This is a genomic window from Sulfurimonas sp. (genome assembly GCF_029027405.1).
In the GTDB taxonomy this organism is placed as follows: domain Bacteria; phylum Campylobacterota; class Campylobacteria; order Campylobacterales; family Sulfurimonadaceae; genus Sulfurimonas.
The window spans coordinates 1928879-1950459 of sequence record NZ_CP093396.1; the positions used below are offsets into that span (position 1 = coordinate 1928879).

23 protein-coding genes are annotated in these 21581 nt (G+C 28.5%); 8 read left to right on the forward strand and 15 right to left on the reverse strand.

What is annotated here, in order from left to right; all coding sequences use genetic code 11:
• Window positions 1-62: 62 nt before the first annotated feature.
• Window positions 63-779, forward strand: a complete 717-nt coding sequence (gene kdsB, locus MOV42_RS09260) for a 3-deoxy-manno-octulosonate cytidylyltransferase (protein WP_324170912.1) — start codon at window positions 63-65, stop codon at window positions 777-779.
• A 75-nt stretch (window positions 780-854) separates the two neighbouring features.
• Here the strand turns inward: kdsB and MOV42_RS09265 are convergent, their stop codons facing one another.
• From MOV42_RS09265 to rpsO, 15 genes are all read right to left on the reverse strand, one after another.
• Window positions 855-2153 carry a response regulator gene (locus MOV42_RS09265; RefSeq protein ID WP_324170913.1) on the reverse strand — a complete coding sequence of 433 codons (1299 nt, stop codon included), beginning with the start codon at window positions 2151-2153 and terminating at the stop codon, window positions 855-857.
• Window positions 2153-2896, reverse strand: coding sequence for a ParA family protein (locus tag MOV42_RS09270; RefSeq protein WP_324170914.1), 744 nt, complete (start codon window positions 2894-2896; stop codon window positions 2153-2155). Before MOV42_RS09270 ends, MOV42_RS09265 begins: the two co-directional genes overlap by 1 nt.
• The gene (locus MOV42_RS09275) at window positions 2877-3146 is read right to left on the reverse strand and encodes a hypothetical protein (protein ID WP_324170915.1); all 270 of its coding nucleotides are present in this window, start codon (window positions 3144-3146) and stop codon (window positions 2877-2879) included. Before MOV42_RS09275 ends, MOV42_RS09270 begins: the two co-directional genes overlap by 20 nt.
• An 8-nt stretch (window positions 3147-3154) precedes the next feature.
• Window positions 3155-3919 (reverse strand): chemotaxis protein CheW, encoded by a 765-nt coding sequence (locus MOV42_RS09280; protein ID WP_324170916.1) that lies wholly within the window; start codon window positions 3917-3919, stop codon window positions 3155-3157.
• 13 nt (window positions 3920-3932) lie between these two features.
• Window positions 3933-6614 (reverse strand): chemotaxis protein CheA, encoded by a 2682-nt coding sequence (locus MOV42_RS09285; protein ID WP_324170917.1) that lies wholly within the window; start codon window positions 6612-6614, stop codon window positions 3933-3935.
• A 13-nt stretch (window positions 6615-6627) separates the two neighbouring features.
• The gene (locus tag MOV42_RS09290) at window positions 6628-6993 is read right to left on the reverse strand and encodes a response regulator (protein ID WP_324170918.1); all 366 of its coding nucleotides are present in this window, start codon (window positions 6991-6993) and stop codon (window positions 6628-6630) included.
• A gap of 9 nt (window positions 6994-7002) precedes the next feature.
• The gene (locus MOV42_RS09295; RefSeq protein ID WP_324170919.1) at window positions 7003-7404 is read right to left on the reverse strand and encodes a hypothetical protein; all 402 of its coding nucleotides are present in this window, start codon (window positions 7402-7404) and stop codon (window positions 7003-7005) included.
• A 2-nt stretch (window positions 7405-7406) separates the two neighbouring features.
• Window positions 7407-7778, reverse strand: a complete 372-nt coding sequence (locus MOV42_RS09300) for a response regulator (RefSeq protein ID WP_324170920.1) — start codon at window positions 7776-7778, stop codon at window positions 7407-7409.
• Window positions 7779-7874: 96 nt separating this feature from the next.
• Window positions 7875-8705, reverse strand: a complete 831-nt coding sequence (locus tag MOV42_RS09305) for a protein-glutamate O-methyltransferase CheR (RefSeq protein WP_324170921.1) — start codon at window positions 8703-8705, stop codon at window positions 7875-7877.
• Between the two features lie 2 nt (window positions 8706-8707).
• Window positions 8708-9334 carry a HEAT repeat domain-containing protein gene (locus MOV42_RS09310; RefSeq protein ID WP_324170922.1) on the reverse strand — a complete coding sequence of 209 codons (627 nt, stop codon included), beginning with the start codon at window positions 9332-9334 and terminating at the stop codon, window positions 8708-8710.
• Window positions 9335-9349: 15 nt separating this feature from the next.
• Window positions 9350-10405 carry a chemotaxis-specific protein-glutamate methyltransferase CheB gene (gene cheB / locus MOV42_RS09315; protein ID WP_324170923.1) on the reverse strand — a complete coding sequence of 352 codons (1056 nt, stop codon included), beginning with the start codon at window positions 10403-10405 and terminating at the stop codon, window positions 9350-9352.
• The gene (locus tag MOV42_RS09320) at window positions 10405-11769 is read right to left on the reverse strand and encodes a chemotaxis protein CheW (RefSeq protein ID WP_324170924.1); all 1365 of its coding nucleotides are present in this window, start codon (window positions 11767-11769) and stop codon (window positions 10405-10407) included. Before MOV42_RS09320 ends, cheB begins: the two co-directional genes overlap by 1 nt.
• 6 nt (window positions 11770-11775) lie before the next feature.
• A complete protein-coding gene (locus MOV42_RS09325) occupies window positions 11776-13674 on the reverse strand; it encodes a methyl-accepting chemotaxis protein (protein ID WP_324170925.1) in 1899 nt (632 codons plus the stop codon).
• Window positions 13675-13691: 17 nt separating this feature from the next.
• Complete coding sequence (locus MOV42_RS09330; protein WP_324170926.1) at window positions 13692-14120, reverse strand: PAS domain-containing protein; 429 nt, start codon at window positions 14118-14120, stop codon at window positions 13692-13694.
• A 216-nt stretch (window positions 14121-14336) separates the two neighbouring features.
• Window positions 14337-14612: a 30S ribosomal protein S15 gene (gene rpsO / locus MOV42_RS09335; protein WP_324170927.1), complete on the reverse strand. Its 276-nt coding sequence runs from the start codon at window positions 14610-14612 to the stop codon at window positions 14337-14339.
• Between the two features lie 190 nt (window positions 14613-14802).
• Here rpsO and MOV42_RS09340 point away from each other — a divergent pair, with 190 nt between their 5' ends.
• From MOV42_RS09340 to MOV42_RS09365, 7 genes are all read left to right on the forward strand, one after another.
• Entirely contained in the window at window positions 14803-16689 is a 1887-nt protein-coding gene (locus tag MOV42_RS09340; protein ID WP_324170928.1) for a hypothetical protein, read from the forward strand.
• The gene (locus MOV42_RS14015) at window positions 16690-17061 is read left to right on the forward strand and encodes a GtrA family protein (RefSeq protein ID WP_416385437.1); all 372 of its coding nucleotides are present in this window, start codon (window positions 16690-16692) and stop codon (window positions 17059-17061) included.
• Window positions 17054-17857, forward strand: a complete 804-nt coding sequence (locus tag MOV42_RS09345) for a methyltransferase domain-containing protein (RefSeq protein ID WP_324170929.1) — start codon at window positions 17054-17056, stop codon at window positions 17855-17857. The genes MOV42_RS14015 and MOV42_RS09345 overlap by 8 nt, the downstream gene beginning before the upstream one ends.
• Window positions 17854-19251, forward strand: a complete 1398-nt coding sequence (locus tag MOV42_RS09350) for a hypothetical protein (protein WP_324170930.1) — start codon at window positions 17854-17856, stop codon at window positions 19249-19251. Before MOV42_RS09345 ends, MOV42_RS09350 begins: the two co-directional genes overlap by 4 nt.
• Window positions 19244-20059: a hypothetical protein gene (locus tag MOV42_RS09355; RefSeq protein WP_324170931.1), complete on the forward strand. Its 816-nt coding sequence runs from the start codon at window positions 19244-19246 to the stop codon at window positions 20057-20059. The genes MOV42_RS09350 and MOV42_RS09355 overlap by 8 nt, the downstream gene beginning before the upstream one ends.
• A 3-nt stretch (window positions 20060-20062) precedes the next feature.
• Complete coding sequence (locus MOV42_RS09360; RefSeq protein ID WP_324170932.1) at window positions 20063-21001, forward strand: glycosyltransferase family 2 protein; 939 nt, start codon at window positions 20063-20065, stop codon at window positions 20999-21001.
• A gap of 176 nt (window positions 21002-21177) precedes the next feature.
• Window positions 21178-21579 (forward strand): Rrf2 family transcriptional regulator, encoded by a 402-nt coding sequence (locus MOV42_RS09365; RefSeq protein WP_324170933.1) that lies wholly within the window; start codon window positions 21178-21180, stop codon window positions 21577-21579.
• The last annotated feature ends 2 nt before the right edge of the window (window positions 21580-21581 follow it).

Below are 21581 nucleotides of genomic sequence, written 5' to 3' on the forward strand. Positions count from 1 at the left end.
TAAAAGTACCTTGCAACATTTTAGATATAATTTTGTTATTATATCTCAAAGGCATTAAAATTATGATTATTATTCCTGCACGATTGGCATCTACAAGATTTCCGCAAAAAGTTTTAGCTGATATTGGTGGTTTACCAATGGTCGTTAGAACTGCAAAAGCAGTAGAGCATCTAGATAGAGTTGTTATCGCTACTGATGATGAAAAAATTATTTCTATTTGTAAAGAGCACAATATAAAAGCGATGCTAACATCAACAACACATAAAAGTGGAACAGATAGAATCCATGAATGTGCAAATATTTTAAACTTAGATGATGATGAAATAATTATAAATGTTCAAGCTGATGAACCTTTTATAGAGCCAGAAGTAGTCCAATTACTTATAAATAGACTTAAAGAATTACAAAAAGAAAAAGAGCCTTTTATCATGGGAAGTTGTTATAACTCCATAAATGCAGACTCTGCAAAAGACCCAAATCTTGTAAAAGTTGTACTTGATAATGATAATAATGCCATATATTTTTCACGCTCACTTATCCCGTATAACAGAAGTGGAAGAGCAAACTACTTTGGACACATTGGCATCTATGGATTTTCCAAAAAAAGTTTAAAAGAATTTTGTAATCTTAGTGATGCACCTATCGAAGATATAGAAGGCTTAGAACAACTTCGAGCTATTCATCATCAAAAAAAGATAACTATGCTAAAAGTTGCAAGTACAGGTTTTGGAATTGATACTAAAGAAGATTTAGCAAGAGCTATAGAAATTTTTCTTTAATTATACTTTCTGAAAATCCACTTTTAAAAAGCAACTGCATGTATTTTAAATTTTTACTTTATACATAACAAATTCCTAAAAATCAAAGATATCATCTAAATCTTCTATATTACTAAGATTATTATCTAATTTTAACATTGAACTTATTGTCTCGCAATTAACAACGATAGTATCATTCATAAAATCAACACTTGGTGCACCTTTATAAAAAGACATCTGAATCCATTTTGACATATCACGACTAAAAGCTGAACACATTGCTCCTAAGTTTTCAGAATTTTCTATAAATTTATATATATTATCTGACATATTATATGATAAATCTTTTAATGCCTTTGAAATTACAAAAACTTCACTATACGAAGATAGGATTATTCCAAGTTTTTCTAAATATCCATATATTTCTTGAACCTCTTCAAAAGTAATATCATCACTGCCAACTATTAGCATTAATGATTTTAGCTTATTAGCGAATTCTTCTAAGTCAGATAAATCTTCAATATCTAAATAATTAAAAACTTCCAATTTTTGTGACTTAAACTCAACAATAGATGCTATCTCTTCATTTGCTTCTTTAACAAAAACAGGTTGAACACTTTCACTCTCTTTTTCACTATATACTTTTTTTAATTCAAAAGATATTTTTGATACATTTATTTTATATGGACAAGATACATTATTCTTTTTCACTATAAGTTCAACGATTTTTTTAGGAAGTTTTTCTATATTTGTTAATGTAAAGTATTCGTTATCTTCTGATTCCTCTATAACTATATTAGCATCTATAGATAATTTTATTTGTGCTTCAGTAATAGAAAAAATTGCCCGAACTACATCACTTAAATTATCGTTTTTTTTCATACTATTTAATAGAAAAAATTCCCAAAATTCTGATATAGAATCTTCTGTGTTAATCATAAAATTTGTATATCTTGAAAAAACTTCTGCTGTAAAAAGATTAATATGATTAATATTACTTTTTTTGTACCCTCTTGTTTCAACAAGCATTATATAATTTTCTATTCTACTTATAAATATATCAGCATTTACAGGTTTAGTTATATAATCTTCTGCACCATTATTTAAAATTTCTTTTTTTCTAGCACTATCATTAACTGCTGAAACAGCAATAATCATAACCTTATTATTTTTTTCTCTTATTAGTTTAGTGGCTTCGATACCATCCATATTTGGCATCATTATATCCATTAGTACTATGTCATAATTATTATCATTACATTTACTTACAGCTTCGCGTCCATCTTCAGCTTCTTCTATATTAAATTTTATATTCTTATTTTCTTCATAATCTTCAAGAAGTAGTCTTAATATCATCCTATTATTAGAATTATCATCTACTATTAAAATATTCATTATTTAATCCTTTTTATAAGTTCTTCAACGCATAGATTATAATCTTTCATGCCCTTAGATCTCTTTTCGTCTAAAATAATTGGTAAGCCAGATTCAAACTGTTTTGCTAACTTTATATCTACTCCAATTGGAGATAAAAGCTTATCTGCTCCAAAAGATGTTTTCACTTTTGCTAATGATTCTTTATGCTCATTTATATGCGGATTAAACATTACAGGTAGTATTAAAATATCTGCTATCTCTCTTGAGAATGTTGAAGCACTCTGATAAACAGCACGAAGCATCTGACCAACTGCTACCACACCTAAATGATGAGGGACAAAGGGAATGACAACAGCATCTGCTACTTCAAGAGAATTTTTTAGCAAGGCATCGAAAGTTGGAGGTGTATCTATTACACAATAGTCAAAAAATTCTGCAATACTTTCTCTTTTAAAACGACTTTTTAATACACCTCGTAAGTCAGAATATTCATACACATCAAAAAAAGAAAGTGCTGGTGATAGAGTTAAGTTATTATGAACAGTTGGTATAAAACTTTCACTCAAAGTATGTCCTGTAAAAATAGAATGCACTCCTAAAGTTTCACTTGGTTCACAACCAACACCAATACAAGCATGTCCTTGAGTATCAAAATCTATAAGAAGAACAGAACCGTGTTTTGCTAAACCGCTTGCGATATTTACTGCTGTTGTTGTTTTTGCAGAACCACCTTTTCTATTGCTAATTACAATGGTTTTCACTAGTATCAAATCCTTCCAAAACTTTTTGAAAAAGCTTTTTACTTTTACCGAACTTATAAGAAATTGAGTAGTTTTTTTTATAAGCCATAATAATTTGTAAAACTGCCAAATGAATATCTTCGCACTCACCAAATTCTAGTTTAACTGCGTCAGGTGCTTTTTCTTGTAAAAAATCTCTAAATGAAACAACCTCATCTTCATAAATCACAGATACAAATATTGCTGAATTTTTTTTATATTTTATTGCCATTTTCACTCCTAACTTGGTATTTTTATAGTTTTAATTATATTTATTAACATATCATCTAACTCAAGAACTCCTAAAAGCTCTAAAAAAATATTATTACTATCATCTTCATTACTCATAATATCACCATCTTCAATATGAGCAATATCTTCTATTTTATCTACTTTTACTGCAAAAACTTTATCATTATTTTCATAAATAATAAGCTTCTGTAAAGAGTTTGTAACTTTATCTGCTTTGGAAATAAAAGAGTCTATATCATCAATAGTTTTAGTAAATATATCATAAATATTTTTGTTAAATTCTTCTATTGCTTTATCTTTATCTTCTTTCAAAATCTTCAAGATATTTGCACCGACTAAATGAAGTTTTTTATGATTTTCATATAGATGCTTAAATATTTTTTCAACATCTTTATCATCATAAGAATTAAAAGAATTCAACCAAATACCAAGTTCACATTTATTTGGATCTAGTTGTTTTGTAAATGTAGAAGCATTTTTTATGGAACTTTCTAAAGCGTCTATCCAAACTTGATGACTTTTTTTAAGCTTATAAAAAAATTGTACCAGCTCTTCATCATAAGTTAATAGTCCGATTAACTTACGGAAGTTAATAACTTTTATAACCTTACCCTCATAAGACATCATCCCATCTATGAGGTTATGAGCATTTGGTATCTCACTTATCTCAAGCATTTGAATTATTCTTTGTATATTTTCAATATCAAGAGCATAACGATTATCTCCAACACTAAAAACTATTAAATCTTTCATACTTAAACCCTCTTTATGCTACTGCAATATCTTCTTTTAAATTTTGTGAAATCCCTAAAAGTCCTATTGGGTCAATTGCCATAATTATTTGTCCATTCCCAAGAAGTGCCGTTCCACTAAAAAGAGGATGACCTTCCATTACTCCTGCTAAAGGTTTTTGAACCACATCTAATTGACCCAAGAATTTATTTACAACAACTGCCAATAAATTATCTTTTATTTTTAAAACAACAATTGACATTGGTTCATCTATCATAATTTCTTCATCTAACATAGATTTAATAAACAGTAGAGGAATAACTTCACCACGAATATAAACAAATGGTTCATTATGAAGGTATTCTATCTCTGAACGCTCGAGCTTAACAGTTTCACTAACACTGTCCATAGGAAGTCCATAATGAATATTATTCATTTGAATGTGAAGCAAAGATGTAACAGCTAAGGACATTGGTATTGTTAAAGTTATAGTTGTTCCTTCATTTGCTTTAGTTTTGATGCCAATATTACCACCAAAACTCTCTATAGACTTTTTAACAACATCCATTCCCACACCGCGTCCACTAAATTCAGTTATCTCTTGGGCAGTTGATAATCCTGCTAAAAGAACTAACTCAGCCATTGCATTTTCATCAAGATTATCTATTTTCTCAGATGTCATTAAACCTTTTTCTAAAACCTTACTTGCAACTCTTTCTACATTTATCCCTGCACCATCATCTATAATTTCTATAATTATTCTATCTGATTGAGTATAAGCTTTTAGAGTTACATTACCCATCGCACTCTTGCCTTTTTGCTCCCGCACATCTGGCATCTCAATTCCATGGTCAAGTGAATTTCTCATTATATGAATCATTGGATCAGCCAACATCTCTATCATATTTTTATCTAACTTAGTGTCGCCACCTTCCATTTCTAGTTTTACTTTTTTACCAAGTTTTTTACTGATATCACGAACTAATTTAGGATATCTATCAAAGACATAAGAAATTGGTAACATTCTCATACCCATAATAAGATCTTGAAGTTGTTCTGTCAAACGATTTATAAAAATATATTTATCCATAATCTCTCGTTTTATAACTTCATGACTCAAGTCAATAACACTATCTGCTAAATATGGAAGAGAATTTTTGGCAACTAAAAGTTCTCCAGCTACATTCATAAGGCTATCTATAGATTCTTGTTCAATTTTAACAGTTTTGCCAATAACTGTTTTTTTAGTTTCTATTTTTTTCTCTGTTTTTTCTTCTACTTTTGCTTTAATATTTTTTTCTATCTTAGATTCAATTTTTGCCTCATTTTTCGGCTCAGTTAACTCAACTTTTTCTTCTACTTTTACTACGCCTAGTTGAGATTTTAAAAAAGATTCTACTTCTTCTTTTGTGTTTAAATCATCTGGCATCTGAGGTGTAAATTTTTTAATTTTTTGCATCATCAGTAAAATTCTTTGCAAATCATCTTCAGTTTTAACATACTCTAGTGCATGAAGCTGTTGAGTTTTAATGTTTGTAAGAGCTTGTTCTATATGCTCATTTATCTCCATTTTAATTTCAGGACTCTCTTGCTTTACACTTTCTTCTTGGACAATATGTTCTTTTGTTACTTTATTAGCATCTGATTCTATCGTATATACTTTACCCTTGTGAAGATTTTGAAAAAAACTATCTAATTTTTTAATATCATTTTCTTTTATTAAAGAGCTTATATCAATAAAGCGTTGAAGCTGTGCATGCTGTAGCGTATCTACTCCAACCAATTCCATAGAACGCTCAACTGCTTCAATGATGCCATCTAAATCTAAGTCATTAGTAATATCACTTAACTCTTTTAAAGAGTCAATTTTATGCCCTTTTTCTCCAGCATCTATACTCAGTAAGGTCTCAATATCTAAAGGTAAAAATTGAAGTTCATCAATAAAGTTAAAAAGTGCATCTTCAATTTCACTGTAATTAGATTTTACAAAAGCAGTCAATTGAACTCTTAAAAGTAAGCCATCTGAATCTTCTGTTCCACTAAGAATAGACTTTGCATTATTATCAGAAATACAAGAATGAACACCAAGAACTTTATCTTCCAATAGAGAAAGAGTATATATAGGATCATTCCCATAAACCATACATGATTCATCTATATCAAACAAAATTGCGTAAAAATTATCATTTTCACAAAATTCTTCACTTAGAGGTTGGTTTTTAAAAGGTATTTTTTTGCAAGATTTATTATCTAACATATTAAGAGGTATATTAATTATCGAGGAACTATCTTTTAGCACCATAAACCCTGCTTCCCAAGCACTCTCTTTTTCCTCGCTTTTACCCATCTGTTCACTTAAACTTGAAACAATAGTGCCTAAAATTTTTAAATCAGCTTCAACAATACCTTCGCTCTCTTCTGCTGCTTCTACTAAATTTAAAACTTCATCAAAAGCATCATAAAGTGCTGATACCATAGAATCAGCAAAGTCTAACCTTCCATCTCTTAGCATATCAAGTAAGTCTTCAGCATGATGAGTAATATCTCTAATACTATCAAAACCAACAATCCCACTTCCACCTTTTAAAGTATGTGCTGCACGAAAAACAGAGTTTAAAAGTTCTGGATCATCACCACCAATATCTTCAATATTTTGATCTATAAATGCTAAATTTTCTCTTGCTTCACTTAAAAATTGTTCTAATAAAGGATCCATAATTTATTACCTCCTAACTTTTAACTAATATATCTACATATGCTTGAAGCACTTCAGGTTTTATAGGTTTAGTTTCAAAAAGATTTGCTCCAACTTTAAAAGCATTTATCTTGTCTTCTTCTTTTGCTTGAGTTGTAACCATAATAACGGGGACAGTTTTATGAGGAGATTGCTTTCTTAAATCACGAATAAAAGAGTAACCATCCATTATAGGCATGTTTACATCTACTAAATATAAATCAATAGATATTCCAAGAGATTTTTCCAATGCTTCCATACCATTTTCTGCCTCTAAAATCTCAAAACCTTGAGACTTCAAAATTGCGCCGTGATAATTTCTAACTGTTTTTGAATCATCTACCACCATTATAATTGCCATAATATCTCCTTAAAAAAACTCTATTTCATCAGCTTCGTTTTGATTACTTAGCTTACCTAAAAATGCTTCTTTTTTGTCTTTTGCTGTTTTAAGAGTTTTTGATAATTTTGAGTGAAGTTTTTTTATACTCTCATTAGCTATTATCTCATCTGAATTTTGAGCATTCTTAAAAATATTTATACTTTGTTGAACACTCTTTATCGCCTCTATTGTAGCACTTAATTGTTGAGAAATAATATCCTGATATTGTAAAGCTTTTGAAGCATTATCATCTAACTCTATTGAGTTATCTTCAAAAAATTTACTTATCATCAGCATAGATTCTTGCGACATTTCAATAGTATTTTGCTCTACCTCTTTTATGTGAGAAAGCAAATCATTAATCGAAGATAACATATTCATTTTATTCATCACTATGTTAATCTTAGCACTCTTGAAATTGCTTGTTTTAACTGTGCTGGATTAAATGGTTTAACAATCCAACCAGTAAGTCCCAATGCTTTACCTTTTTGTTTTAATTCTGCTTTAGTCTCTGTTGTTAGCATTAAACATGGTGTTCTACCAGTAGATGGTACTTTTCTTAACTCTTCTAAAAATTCAAGACCATTCATTACAGGCATATTAAGGTCTGTAATTATTAAATCAGGTGTCATACCCGCTTGAATCTCAGCTAACGCTGTTTGTGCCTCTGTAAATTGTATCACTTCTATTGGCATAGAGTTTGTCACCATTCTAGTTGAAGCTAGAGCTGTCTCACTATCATCTACAAATATTACTAATGGCATCTATTATCCTTATTATTAATTTTTAGTTCTATTATTATGAACTTGATTGAAAGTTTTTTTTTAAATTCTCAATCAAGTTCAGTATAATCAAATAACTTACTTTTGATAAATCAAAGTAGTGTCTATTTTTTTTGCTTTAAAAACAGACACTATGCGACTCATATATTCGGCATGTCCTAACAAAACATATCCACCAGGATTTAACATATCGTAAAATGTCATTGCAACCTCTTTTCTGGAAGCATCATCAAAATATATAAGCATATTTCTAGAAAAAATAACATCAAATTTACCTAACTTACGCATCTGTGCTTTATCAAATATATTTGCCACTTGAAAATCAACACTTCCTAGCAAATCATCTCCAAGTTGATAACCCAAAGACTTTTTATTAAACCATTTAGCTAAAATTTTCTTTGGTATCGCATGAACAGAGCGTTCTGTATATTTTGCTTTTATTGCCTTTTGAATCACTGTTGAATCAATATCTATACCCACAACTTCTATATCTCTTTTCTCAACAATATTAGCCTCTTCAACTATATGGAGTATCATAGAATAAGGTTCTTCTCCAGTTGAACATGGAGAAGATAATATTCTAAGAGTTTTAGAAGGAGGAAGTTTTTCATGCAATTCTGGCAAAATTTTATTCACTAAAACTTCAAACTGATCTTTTTCTCTAAAAAAATATGTTTCATTTACAGTTACACCATTCATAAGTGCTTGAAATTCTTCTCCCGACTTATCTTCAAAACGAAGTTTATAAAAGTATTTTCTAAAACTATCAACTTCTAGCTCTTTTGCTCTCACATCTACATATTTTGCTAATTTATCAAAATGTTTATCTTCTTCAAGAAAAATACCACTTTTTCTATACACAAACTCACTCATTTTTGCAAAATTTTCTTTTGACAACAAGTATGCCATCGCTACCCCCTAATCATTTTTACTGCACCATCTACAGCAAATTCTACATAGAACTCACCATCAAATCTTGTTTTTAATGACTCCAAAAGTTCTATATCTTTTTCTTCTCCTATTTCAGCCATATAATCAACTGCTGTCATTGCCACATTTATATCTTGTTCATCTTCTAAAAGTTCAACTAACATATCTCTTGATTCAGCAAAATCAACATCACCTAAAACATTAATAGCAAAAATTCTTAGGTCTCTATCATCACCTATTAAAAACTTAACAATATAGTATTTAATTTCATGACCAAAATCTCTTAATATAGAGATACCTAAGTTTCTTATATACGCATTATTGAGTTTAAGTAACTCCATAATATCTTCAATAGGTGCAATTGCAGGATCCATACTCGAAATAACTGAGGCTATTTTTGTTAAATAATTTTTTTCAACATGTTCCTCTTTGCCTATACAAGTAACCAAGTATTTTCCCCCTCCATCAAACTTTACAATTTCTTCTATTGCGTAGTCTTTGTTATCGCTGTTTATGTTTGACTCAAAATAGCTTATTGCATCTTGAAGTGTTGTGAATTCTGGTAAATTTTCAACTTCTTGCTTAACATGTTCTTTAATTAAAGCCATTTTATATCCTAAATTTTATTTCAATGTTACTATTTTTTTCAAAATATCTGAAAAATTCAATTGCTCACTAACGCCACCTTTTTCAAAAGCAACTCTTGGCATGCCATAAACTGTTGCGCTCTCTTCACTTTCACCTAAAGTATATGCTCCAGCTTTTTTAAGTTTTACCATTGAATCTGCACCATCATCACCTATTCCAGTCAGAAGAACTCCTATAAGATTTTCACCATCAAAAATATTAAGGGCACTACTCATCATATCATTTACACTTGGCTGAAAAAAATTATCACCTTTTTCTTTATCTTCTCGTATTACTATCTTCCCAGATGTTTTTTTTGCAAAATTCATATGAACACCACCACGAGCTACATATATATTTCCGGGAAGTAGCTCCATATCATGCGTAGTTTCATGTACATCCAAAACACTTGAATCATTAAGCCTCTGGGAAAAAACTTTTGTAAATTTTTCTGGCATATGCTGAACAATACAAATTGGATATTTATAATTTATTGGAACTCCAGCACAAATTTGCTCTATTAAACCTGGCCCACCAGTAGATGAACCTATTAGAACAACTTTTTGGATATCTCTTGAATCTCCTATTTGCTCCACACTTTGTGCAACTACTTTTCTCTCTCTATTTACTGATTTATTAACTTTTCTTTGAAGCCTTCTTTTTGGAATACTACTAAGACATTTAACTAATTCCACTATATCTTGAGCATTTTTAGCTTTACCGACATTCATTGTTCCAGGTTTAGTTATATAATCAATCGCTCCAGCATCCATCGCTTTCATAGTTATCTCAGCGTCTTGAATTGTTAAAGAGCTAATCATTAATATAGCGGTAGGTTTTATTCTCATGATTTTTTTAACAGCTTCTATACCATCCATTACAGGCATATTTATATCCATCGTAATTACATCATACTGAGTTGAAGTTGCTTTTTCAACTGCTTCTTTGCCATTTTTAGCAATATCTATCTCAAAATTAAGTGTTTGTATTATTTCTGTTAATTGTCTTCTTACTAAAGCAGAATCATCAACAATAAGTACTTTTTTTACCACTATTTCTCCTTACTTGAAATTATTTTTTTTATATCCATACTCAAAACCAACCTTTTTCCACCTTCTAGATGCAATACATGCTTAAATATTTCTTCATCTTGATTTTTTTGTTCATCACTGTTTATGTATAATATATCACTAATACTATCAACAACAAAACCTATCTTATTTTCATCTATATCACAGATAATAATTTTTGAGTCTTCATTTCTTTTTCTTGGTATTGATAATTTTTTATAAAGAGAAACGATAGTAACTATTTGACCTCTAATATTTATGATTCCATCTATATTTTCATCACTATATGCAACTTTTATTGAGTCCACTATATCAATGATTTCTGCAACATATTCAACATCAAAAGCATACTCTTTGCCAAGAAGTTTAAATATAATTACCTCTTGGGCTATTTCTGAACTATTTATATGAGAAATTATTTTTGATTTAGAATCAATATATGAGCTATTTTTAGAAAATATTACTTTTAATACATCTTCATCAAAAAAAGGTATAAGAGAGTTTTTATCATGTATAACTCCAGATATTTTATTATCCTCAAAACTATCTCTCATGTACTCTACATCACTATTTAAAACACTCTTAATATCTATAATATCATCAACTAAAAGACCTATCCTTTCATCATTATATGAAGTTATTAGTATTCGATTTGAGTCACTTCTTTTACTGGAAAAACCATAATATGAACGAAGATCTATAACAGCGAGAATATCATTTCTTAGAGTAATCAGACCAAGTAAGTCATCAGAACTTCCTGCAATATCTGTAAAGTCTATATCTGCAAGTATTATCTCTCTTAAATAATCTATATTTAAAGCAAATTTTTCATTCGACATTGCGAATATTAAAAATTTTCTTAAATCTTCTTCTTTAATTTCAGGTTCTTTTATCTTTCCATTTTTAATCTCTTTTGATTTTATATCAATTTTAGAGATATTTGAAATTATAGTTTCAAGAGATAAAATTTGAATAAGAGAGTCTTTATGTTTATATATAGCTATAACAGGGTCACCCTTATTATCTATATATTCTATATTTGAGTCATCTATATTTAGAGTATTGTAAACTTTACTAACCAAAAGTGCACTTGATGACAACTCATCATTTAAACTTAAAAGTCTGCTGTCATCATTTTTTAAATCAACTTCTGATATATCTAGTAAAAGATTCAAATCTAAAAGAGTTACAATATTTCCATTAACAGCACAAAGTCCTCTTATACCTTTTGGTCTTAAAGGAAGTTTTGTAATAGCTGGAACTCTAGAAATTTGGTTTATACACTCTGTCGATATACCATAACTCTCAGATGCATTTTTAATGATTAAAATCTCTTGGATTGTCATATGATTTTACCCTTGCTGAAGCTCATCTGCCATAACTGCCAACTCTTCAACACCTTCACCAATATGAGAAATTGTTTCGATAATTAGTTCACTTGCCTTACGAGATTCCATAGCATTTCTTGCACTTAACTCTACTGCTTTTTGAATTTCATTAATTCCTATAACAACTTGATTCATTCCTTCAAGATTTTGATCATTAATAGCTTTGAGACCTGTATATCTGTCAAGTAAATCTACAAGCATATCTGTTATTTTTACTATATCATTTATTAGAGCATCTATAAGGGATTGTTCATTTCCTTGAGATGCTAAAAGGTTGTTCCAATCAGTTTTAACAATATCTATTTCAGAGTTCATAGACTCCACAATATCATTTATCTTATCCGTGTTTGATTCTGAATCTTTTGCTAAATTTCTAATATCAGCACTTACAACTGCAAAACCTTTACCAAAATCACCAGCACGAGCGGCTTCAATAGAACCGCTAATTGCTAGCATATTTAACTGAACGATTGAGTTTGAAATATTACCAACCGTTTTATCAACATTTCTTGTTTCTTTTACAATTACACTAAGTTCACTTGCCGCACTATTCCCTTCTGTTATAGAGTCACTAAAAGCTCTTCTAATCTCACTTACAGTATTTTTTACTGCATTAAAAGAAATTTTTAAAAGATCGAAATTTCTTCTTGCTATTTCAATAAGTTTATCTATATCTTTTGCAGCTTCTATACCTGCTTCGATTAGTTCTTTATTATTTAGTGCACTTTTATTTGTTGTATGTGAAGCAGATTCTATTTGATTTAATGCATTCGTAACATCTTCAAGTGCATTTTGAATATCTTCCATTGAGCCACCAATAGTATCTGCTGAAAGTGCTATATCTTCTGCTGACTTCATCGTATCTGTTGAAAATTTCAACTCTTCGGCAAGATTAGATAGTTCTTTTATATCATCTTCTGTTTGAGCAAGAGCGTCTGATTGTATGTCTATGCCATTTAGAGTTTTTTCAACTGAAAGTGCTATCTCACTAGACGCATTAGCTATATCTTGAGAACCGTCATTTATCTTAGAAACAAAATCACTAAGTTTTTGAGTATATGTGTCAACACTTCTAGCTGCTTCAACTGAATATACTGCTATCTTTGTAAGCTCTTCCATTTTAATACTCAAAGCATTGCCTTTAACACCATTACTAGAAATAGTTTTTGTTGTCTCGCCGATGCTTAATATTATTTGGTCGATACTTCCTTGAATTTTTGTAACAAGTTCAGATATAAATTCGGCATTTTTTTCACTCTCTCCAGCTAAAGCTCTAGTTTCATCAGCAACTACTGCAAAACCTTTTCCATGTTCTTTTGCTCGGCTTGCTTCAATAGCAGCATTTAAAGCTAAAAGGTTTGTTTGGTCTGCAATTTTAGCAATAAATCCAACTGCATCACCAATATTTTGAGATGAAACTTTTAACTCTTCACTTTTTGTTGATGATTCTTGTGCAACTTGTACGGCAGTGTCCATTCGCCTAACAGAATCATTAATTTTCTCAACAGATGCCATAATATTTTCACCAGTTGAAAGAGTAGAAGAAATTACTGTATTTATTGTTGTGTTCATTCTACTAATGTTTGTATTGATACTTTTTACATTAGAAAGAGCTTGTTCACTTGCTCCACTATTTTCTTCAGCAGCCGTTGCAATCTGCTCCATGGAAGACTTAAGTTCTTCTATCGCACTTACACTCTCTTGTGCATTTTCAAGTATTGTCATAGAAACACCAGCAATACTTTCAGAAATTTGTTGTTGTTTTGCTAAAGTTCTTTGTCTTCTTTTATCTGTTGTACCACTACTATGAGCAACAACTGCCGCTGAAGATGAGTTAGAACTATTCTTTTTCATTAATGCCATTTTAATTCCTTTAAATTCTAATCTAGAGTTGCGTAAAGCGCTTCAGCTTTTTTGATTTCTTCATTAGATGGTTTTACACGAATAGAAACATATTTAGTATTACCATTTTTATCAACTGAACGAAGAACAGTTGCAAATACCCAGTAGTGTCCACCACCTTTTCTAGCATTTTTTACATAGCCTGTCCAAAAACCTTTTGACTGAACATCATCCCAAAGAGACTTAAAGGCTGCACGAGGCATATCTGGATGACGAACTACATTATGTGGTTGACCTATAATATCTTCTTTATCCATATTTGCTATTTTTAAAAAAGAATCACTAGCATATTTCACTATTCCCTTTTCATCAGTTTCACTTAAAAGATATAAATCATTGTATAGAACTTCACCGTTTTCTAAAAATGTTAAGCCATCTGTGCTTATTTCAGTGTTATTATCAGACACAATAAACCTCCAATTAAATTATTATTGTGTAGCTTACTATTTAAAGACTAAAATTATATTTAAAGACATGGTATTTTCTTATATATATACAAATTTTTTAAGCACTTATAAAAGTCAATAGAATTATGAAGAAGTAGTTATATTAAATAAAATTCTTAGTGAAAGGGAAGATTAACCTCTCTTAAGAAAGAGAGACTAATCGTTGGTTAAATTAGATTATATATTATCTCTAATATCTAAATCTCCTACAAGTTTAAGATAAGAAACTTTATCTTTTCTTTTGAAGTATTTCATTAAACGACGACGCTGACCTACTAGCTTAAGCAGTCCTAGTCTAGATGCATGATCTTTTTTAAATATTTTAAGGTGCTCTGTTAACTCAGAAATTCTTTCCGTTAAAAGTGCAATTTGAACTTCGCTTGAACCAGTGTCACTCTCTGAGCGACCATATTTTGTTACAATTTCTTGTTTTTTAGCCGAATCTAAAGCCATAATAGCCTCCTGATGGGTATAATAATCTAACTAATGCACAATATGTATAAAAGTTGAAGTGAAATTGTACCTAAACTATTTTAAATTAGGTTTAGGTTCACTATAATATTCAAACCATTATAACCCTAAAAAATATGTTTAATGCTATAATAAATACTAATTATAAATAATTTAATTTTATAGGAAAAAAATGACAGCTATCGTTACTTTATTACCAATTTTTGGTTTTGCAGCTTTGTTTAACGTATTTCTTAAGAAAAGTGTTTCAGTTTCAATATTCTTTTCAATTACATCAATTATTACAATTTTATTTACTTTTGGAATGTTTGAATTCCTTCAAATTGGAGCATATTTATTGTTCTATGGTGGAATATTTTTGGCAATTCTAATGGGTACCATGTACAAGAATGAACTATTTAAATCTATTAAATCAGTTCCTTTTGTGATTTATACTTTAATGAGTATTATTTATTTGTACCTAATGAAAGATGCACAATTCTTCTTTTGGGATGAGTATTCTCATTGGGGAGCATTTATAAAAGAGATGTCTTATTTTCATCAATTTTATGATCTAAACAGTATTGCTTCAAACCGCATGTATCCTCCTGGAATCTCTGTCTGGGATTATTTTTTGGTTTTACCTACAGGTTTTTCAGAAGGGAAAATTTATTTTGCATATTTTTTAATTTTATTTAGTTCAGTACTAATGATGTATGAAAGATTGAAATGGAAACAGTCTTATTGGATAGCATTAATATTCGTAATGCAAATGATTGTATTTGCGACATATGGACATTGGTTTAGTAGTATATATGTAGATCATGTTGTAGGTGCTTTAGTAGCCGGAATTATTTTATCATATTTTGTTGATGAGTTTAATGGTAGAGAACTATTCTTGTTGGCTATTCCATTAGTTACTTTAGTTTTATTAAAAGAAGTTGGTCTATATTTTGGAGTTGTATTTTTAGGAATGGTTTTTTTATTAAAGATTTATGAGAGCAATGGTAGTCTGCTTTTAAGATTAAAAGAACAAATAAAAACAGTATTTATATTAATGTCATTATTATTATTAATGTTAAGTGTATTGAAAATTTGGGAAGTAAGGCAAGAGTCGACAGGACTAAAAACCCCATCACATTCTATGTCAACATTGGTTAGAAATATAATATCTGGTAAAAAACTTTATAATGATAAAAAAGCTCAAGAAAAATATAATGAAGTTTTTACAAATGTGATTTTAAATCAACAATTGCATACAGAAAAAGTTTCATTAAACTATAATGAGTTCACATATGGAACAATGAGTAAATTTACTAAAGAGTTAAAACTAAGTACGGTTGGGACTTACATATTTATTCTTTGCTCTATTTTTCTTTTAGTACTAATGACTAGAGATAGAAAAGAAAAATATAAAGTACTAATTATTACCATGTATTTATTTTTTACTAGTCTATTATATTTATTAATTTTATATTTAAGTATGCCATTGTCGTTTGGAAACCGTGCATTAAATATGGTTTCATTTATTAGGTATATAAACATATCTATTATGCCTATTTTGTTCGTAGTATTTGCATTCTATCTACCATTGTTCAAATATGAAATAAAAACTAAGAATAATGATATACTTAAAAAATTTATAGCATTATTGTCAATTGTACTTGTTTTTTCTTTTATAACTAGACCATATTTCAAACCTCTTTATTCTCAACTTGAAAATAGCTTTAGAAAGCAAATAGATGGTGTAGCCCCTAGACTTTTAGAACATATACCATATAAAGCTAAGTTGCTAGTAGTCTTTCCTGTAAGAAATAATGGTAGTTTAAATATTATTATTAAGTATGCATTGATACCATCAAAATCTACAGTTACTGCATTTGATTTTTTTGAAAAAAAATCTATACAAGAAGTACTGGCAGAATATGAAAAATATGATTATATTTGGTTTGCTTCATTAAATCAAATAGTCATAAATAAAAGCCAAAAAATTTTAAGACAAAAGAATGAGAAAAATATATTTACTTTGTATAAAGCTGAAATACTTAATAAAAAAATTGTTTTTAAGCCAGTAATGTAAATGAAAAGAATAGTGTCAAGTTTCATTTTAGTTGGTATTATGAATACAATATTTTATTATAGTATATATGTGTTATTTTTATATATAGGGTTGGAGTATTCTATATCAGTTTTATTAGCAACGATTTTGGGAGTATTGTTTAATTTTAAAACATTTGGAAAATATGTATTTAAAGATGACGATAATAAATTAATCTTTAGATTTATTTCAGTTTATATAGTATTATATATTGTAAATATTACTATAATAAATATTTTTAATTATTATATCCAAAATTATTATATCTCTGGATTTTTAGCTATATTCCCAACTGTCACGCTTTCCTTTATATTGAATAAAAAAATTGTATTTACTAGGAGTTTAAATGATTAGTTCATTAATTAGAAATTTTGTTTTAGATGATAGAATTAAAAATATAGATAGAGATAGTTCAGACTTATTGAGAATACATTTAGAAATAATTAAGAGTAAAAAAATGATTAATAATATTTTTGAAGAATTTTATAATTTATGTGCTATTTATAAAAATAAATATTTTATAAATAGCAATAAAAAGGTAATTGAACTTGGTTCTGGTGTTAGTTTTGTAAAAGATAAATACCCAGATGTAATAACGAGTGATATTAAAAATTATAAAGGAGTTGATTTAGTAGTTAATGCTCAAAAGATGCAGTTTAAAGATGGAGAAATAAATTGTTTTTATTGCATTAATTGTTTTCATCACTTCCCTGAACCTAGAAAGTTTTTTTCTGAACTTGAGCGTACTTTAGAAAAGGGTGGTGGCGTAATTTTGATAGAACCTTATTATGGCTGGTTTTCAAATATTTTATATAAAAAAATCCATGAAGAAGAGTTTTATGATAAAGGTCAAGTAGTTTGGGAAACTGGTCAAAAGAACAATCAATTTATGACTGGAGCAAATCAAGCATTATCTTATATAGTTTTTGTTCGAGATATAAAAACTTTTGAAAATGAGTATCCAAATTTGGAAATATTAGAAACAAAAGTCATAAATAATTATATAAGATATTTGGTTTCTGGCGGAGTTAATTTTAAACAATTATTACCTAATTTTATGGAATTTCCATTAAAAATTATGGAATTCATTTTTATTCCAATAAAAAATATTTTTGGTTTGCACCATATGATAGTAATAAGAAAAAAATGATTAGTGCAGAAACTGACTTAGTTGTTATTGGGGGAGGTGCTTCTGCATATGGTTTTTTAAAGGGATTGGGAGGTAATAATCATTTTAAGAATACAAAAGTCATTTTAATTTATCCTTCAGAGTATAATGCAAGAACTGAATTAATAAATATTGCTGATATATCACCAAAATTTCTACAAAAGAAAAATTTATTGTCATTATCATATTATTTACATTCTTTTGGAAATTATATAGAAAAAGGATTTACTCATATTGGTGTGCATGGAATAGGCGGTATGGCAAGAATATGGGGTGGTTCTATTGGTGTATTTGATAAAAAATCATTAATAAAAAATAATTTTAATCCTTCGGAATTTCAATCAATATACGATGAGATAGATTCTTTTTTGCCTTCGGGCTGCAATAGCATCAAGGTTTCTAAAAAGATAAAAAAATTATTTGGTAATTATGTAAACAGTAGATTAAAGATAAGTTTTCCTAAGTTATTAATAAAAGATAATTGTAATAACTGTAATCAATGTCTAGCAGGATGTGACCTCAATAGTATTTGGTATCCTACAAAAGATGATTTTGAGAATATAGAAAATTTAGATATTAATATCATGGAAAATTGTTTCGTTACAAATATATCTGACAATAAACTTACATACAAAAATAAATATAATGAAAATAAATATTTAAATAGTAATACAATAGTATTAGCAGCAGGCACAATGCAAAATTATAAATTAATGATTAATTTGAAAGAGTGTAAAAGCACAAAAGCCAAATTATACACTACTCCAGCTTTAGCATTTGCATTTTTAAATTTTACTAGGAATAGTGAAAAAAAGTTTTTTGGGATGGGTAATGCCACATTTTTGATAGAAAAAAATAAAAATATACAATTTTATGGAAATCTCTATGACGGCTATTCTTTGTCAATCTCCAAGGGAAAAGTATTTTCAAAGTATAGAGTAATAGACTCTATCTATAAGGTCTTATCTAGATTCATGGTCGTTGGCGCTGGTTTTTTGTCTTCGGATAATGCTGACTGCAATATTGAATATATAAATAATACTATTGTAATTGATGGTAAATATACAGATGAGTATTATAAAAATATTGCTATGATTTTAAATATTTTAAAAAAATTTTTGAAAGAAAAAAAGTCTATATTCGTTCATATTAAAAAAACGAATATAGGTGCTGATCTACACTATGCAGGTGGTGTTCCAAATGAATTATATGATATAAATAAAATTATTGATGGGCAACTTAAAGGTATTGAAAATGTAACTGTAGTGGGTGGATCAACTTTTTCTTATTTACCTCCAGAAAGTCCAACATTATCATACATAGCAAATTCTTATAGAATAGGAAAAAACATGACTAGAAGTTCAAATAATGAATAAAAAAATATTAATAATTGGAATTAATGGATTTTTAGGAAGAGAACTTAAATGTTATTTATCTGATTTAAACTTTAATGTTTATGGAACTTCGCATAATCAAACCGACGATTCTAAAGTTATTAGATTAAGAATTGGTGACAGCTTCAATAATGAACTTCTATCTAATAAATTTGATGTAGTAGTATATTTAGCACATTCTTATAATAAAAGTAATAATGATAAATTTATAAACTGGTACAAAAATATTTTTTCAATCTTTCAACAAAGAGTAGATAAACAAATATATATATCATCATATTCTGCAAATGAGTTTGCAACATCAAATTATGGTAGAATAAAGTACACAATAGAAAAGTTTTTTTTGCAAAATGGAGGTTATTCTATTAGTCCAGGATTAATAATAGGGGATGGTGGTATTTATAAAAAAATAGAAAAGCTAGTTAACATATTACCAGTTATATTTATTCCTAAATATAATAATAGTTGCTTTTTACCTATAGTTCCCGTTAAAACTGTATGCAATGTTATTTCAAAAATAATTAATTATGACTACAAAATAAAAAATTATGATATATACACAGAAAAAATTTCACTTAAAAAATTAGCAAAAGATATAGCAAGTAAGAATAAAAAATTAAGATTTATTTATTTTATTAATGCAAGATTTGTTTTATATATAATGTTGATTTTTGAGAAACTTGGTCTAAAATTACCTGTAACAAGTGATAGTTTAGAAGGATTTATTGCTAATCAAGCTTATCATTCTAATAATGAATTAAATATTTTTTTGGAAAATCAAGGAGTATAGTAGATGAAGAATAGTGAAAAAATTGCAGTATTAATACCATGCTACAACGAAGAACTAACTATTGAAAAAGTAATCACTGATTTTCAAATAGAGTTACCAAAAGCAAAAATCTATGTTTATGATAATAACTCTAGCGATAATACATTTCAAATAGCAAAAGAAAATGGTGCAATAGTAAAAAAAGAATATAGACAGGGTAAAGGAAATGTAGTCAGAGCCATGTTTAGAGATATAAATGCAGATATTTATATTATGATAGACGGTGATGATACCTATCCTGCAAGTTTTGTTCACAGTTTAATAGAACCTATATTAAGTGGAGAAGCAGATATGGTTATAGGAGATAGACATAGCAATGGAGCGTATAAATATGAGAACAAAAGGCAATTACATAATTTTGGAAATAATTTAGTCAGAAATCTTATCAATTGGATATATAAATCTAATTTAAAAGATATAATGACAGGATATAGAGTTTTTAATAAAAAATTTGTTAAAAATATGCCAATTAATAGTAGCGGTTTTGAAATAGAAACTGAGATGACTTTACATACATTAGATAAAAGATTTTTAATAAAAGAAATTCCAATAGAGTATAGAGATAGACCAAAGGGAAGCTTTTCAAAATTAAATACATATAGTGATGGAGTAAAGGTACTGAAAACTATATTATGGGTATTTAAGGATTATAAACCTTTGGCTTTTTTTAGTATTTTATCTTTAGTATTTTTTGTTTTAGGATTAATTATAGGTATTCCTGTTATTGTGGAATTTTTTGTAACATCATTTATATCAAAAATTCCTTCTGCTATTCTATCTTCTGGATTAATAATAGTTTCAGTATTGGCACTATTTAGTGGTTTTATATTAGATACTATCGTAAAGCAACATAGAGAGGATTATGAACTTAAAATTATTCGATGGATAGAAGCAGAGTTGTAAAATGACTGCATTATACCATTCATGAAATTAAGCAATATTAATTCCTTGTTGCGTAAGGTCAGTTCCTAATATTTTATTTATAAAGCAAAAGAAAGTGCTAGAAATAAAGTAATTATAAACTCATAATTTAATATTAAATTTTTTTTGATATAATCTTTATAAAAAAGTACCTAATTATGTTAATAACACGCGCTAGCGAATACGCTATACTATCTCTAATCGTCTTATCTAAAAATTCATCTCCTATGGATAGTGAAACATTATCAAATCAACTATCAATTTCAAAAAGTTTTTTAGCAAAAATCTTACAAGCACTTGCCAAAAAAGGCATCTTAAAGTCCTTTAAAGGTGTAAATGGTGGATTTGCACTTTTCAAAGAACCTAAAGATATAAGCATGCTAGATATTATGAGTGCTGTTGAAGGCAAAGCACCAGCAGTTTTTGACTGTTCACCTTCGTTACAAGATTGCCCTAGTGAAAAAGCTAATATCTGCTCAATTTGGCCTTTTTTAAATAAACTTCAAGGCAAAATTGACACCTTTTTAAATGAACTTACTCTTCAAGATGTAATAGAATAAGA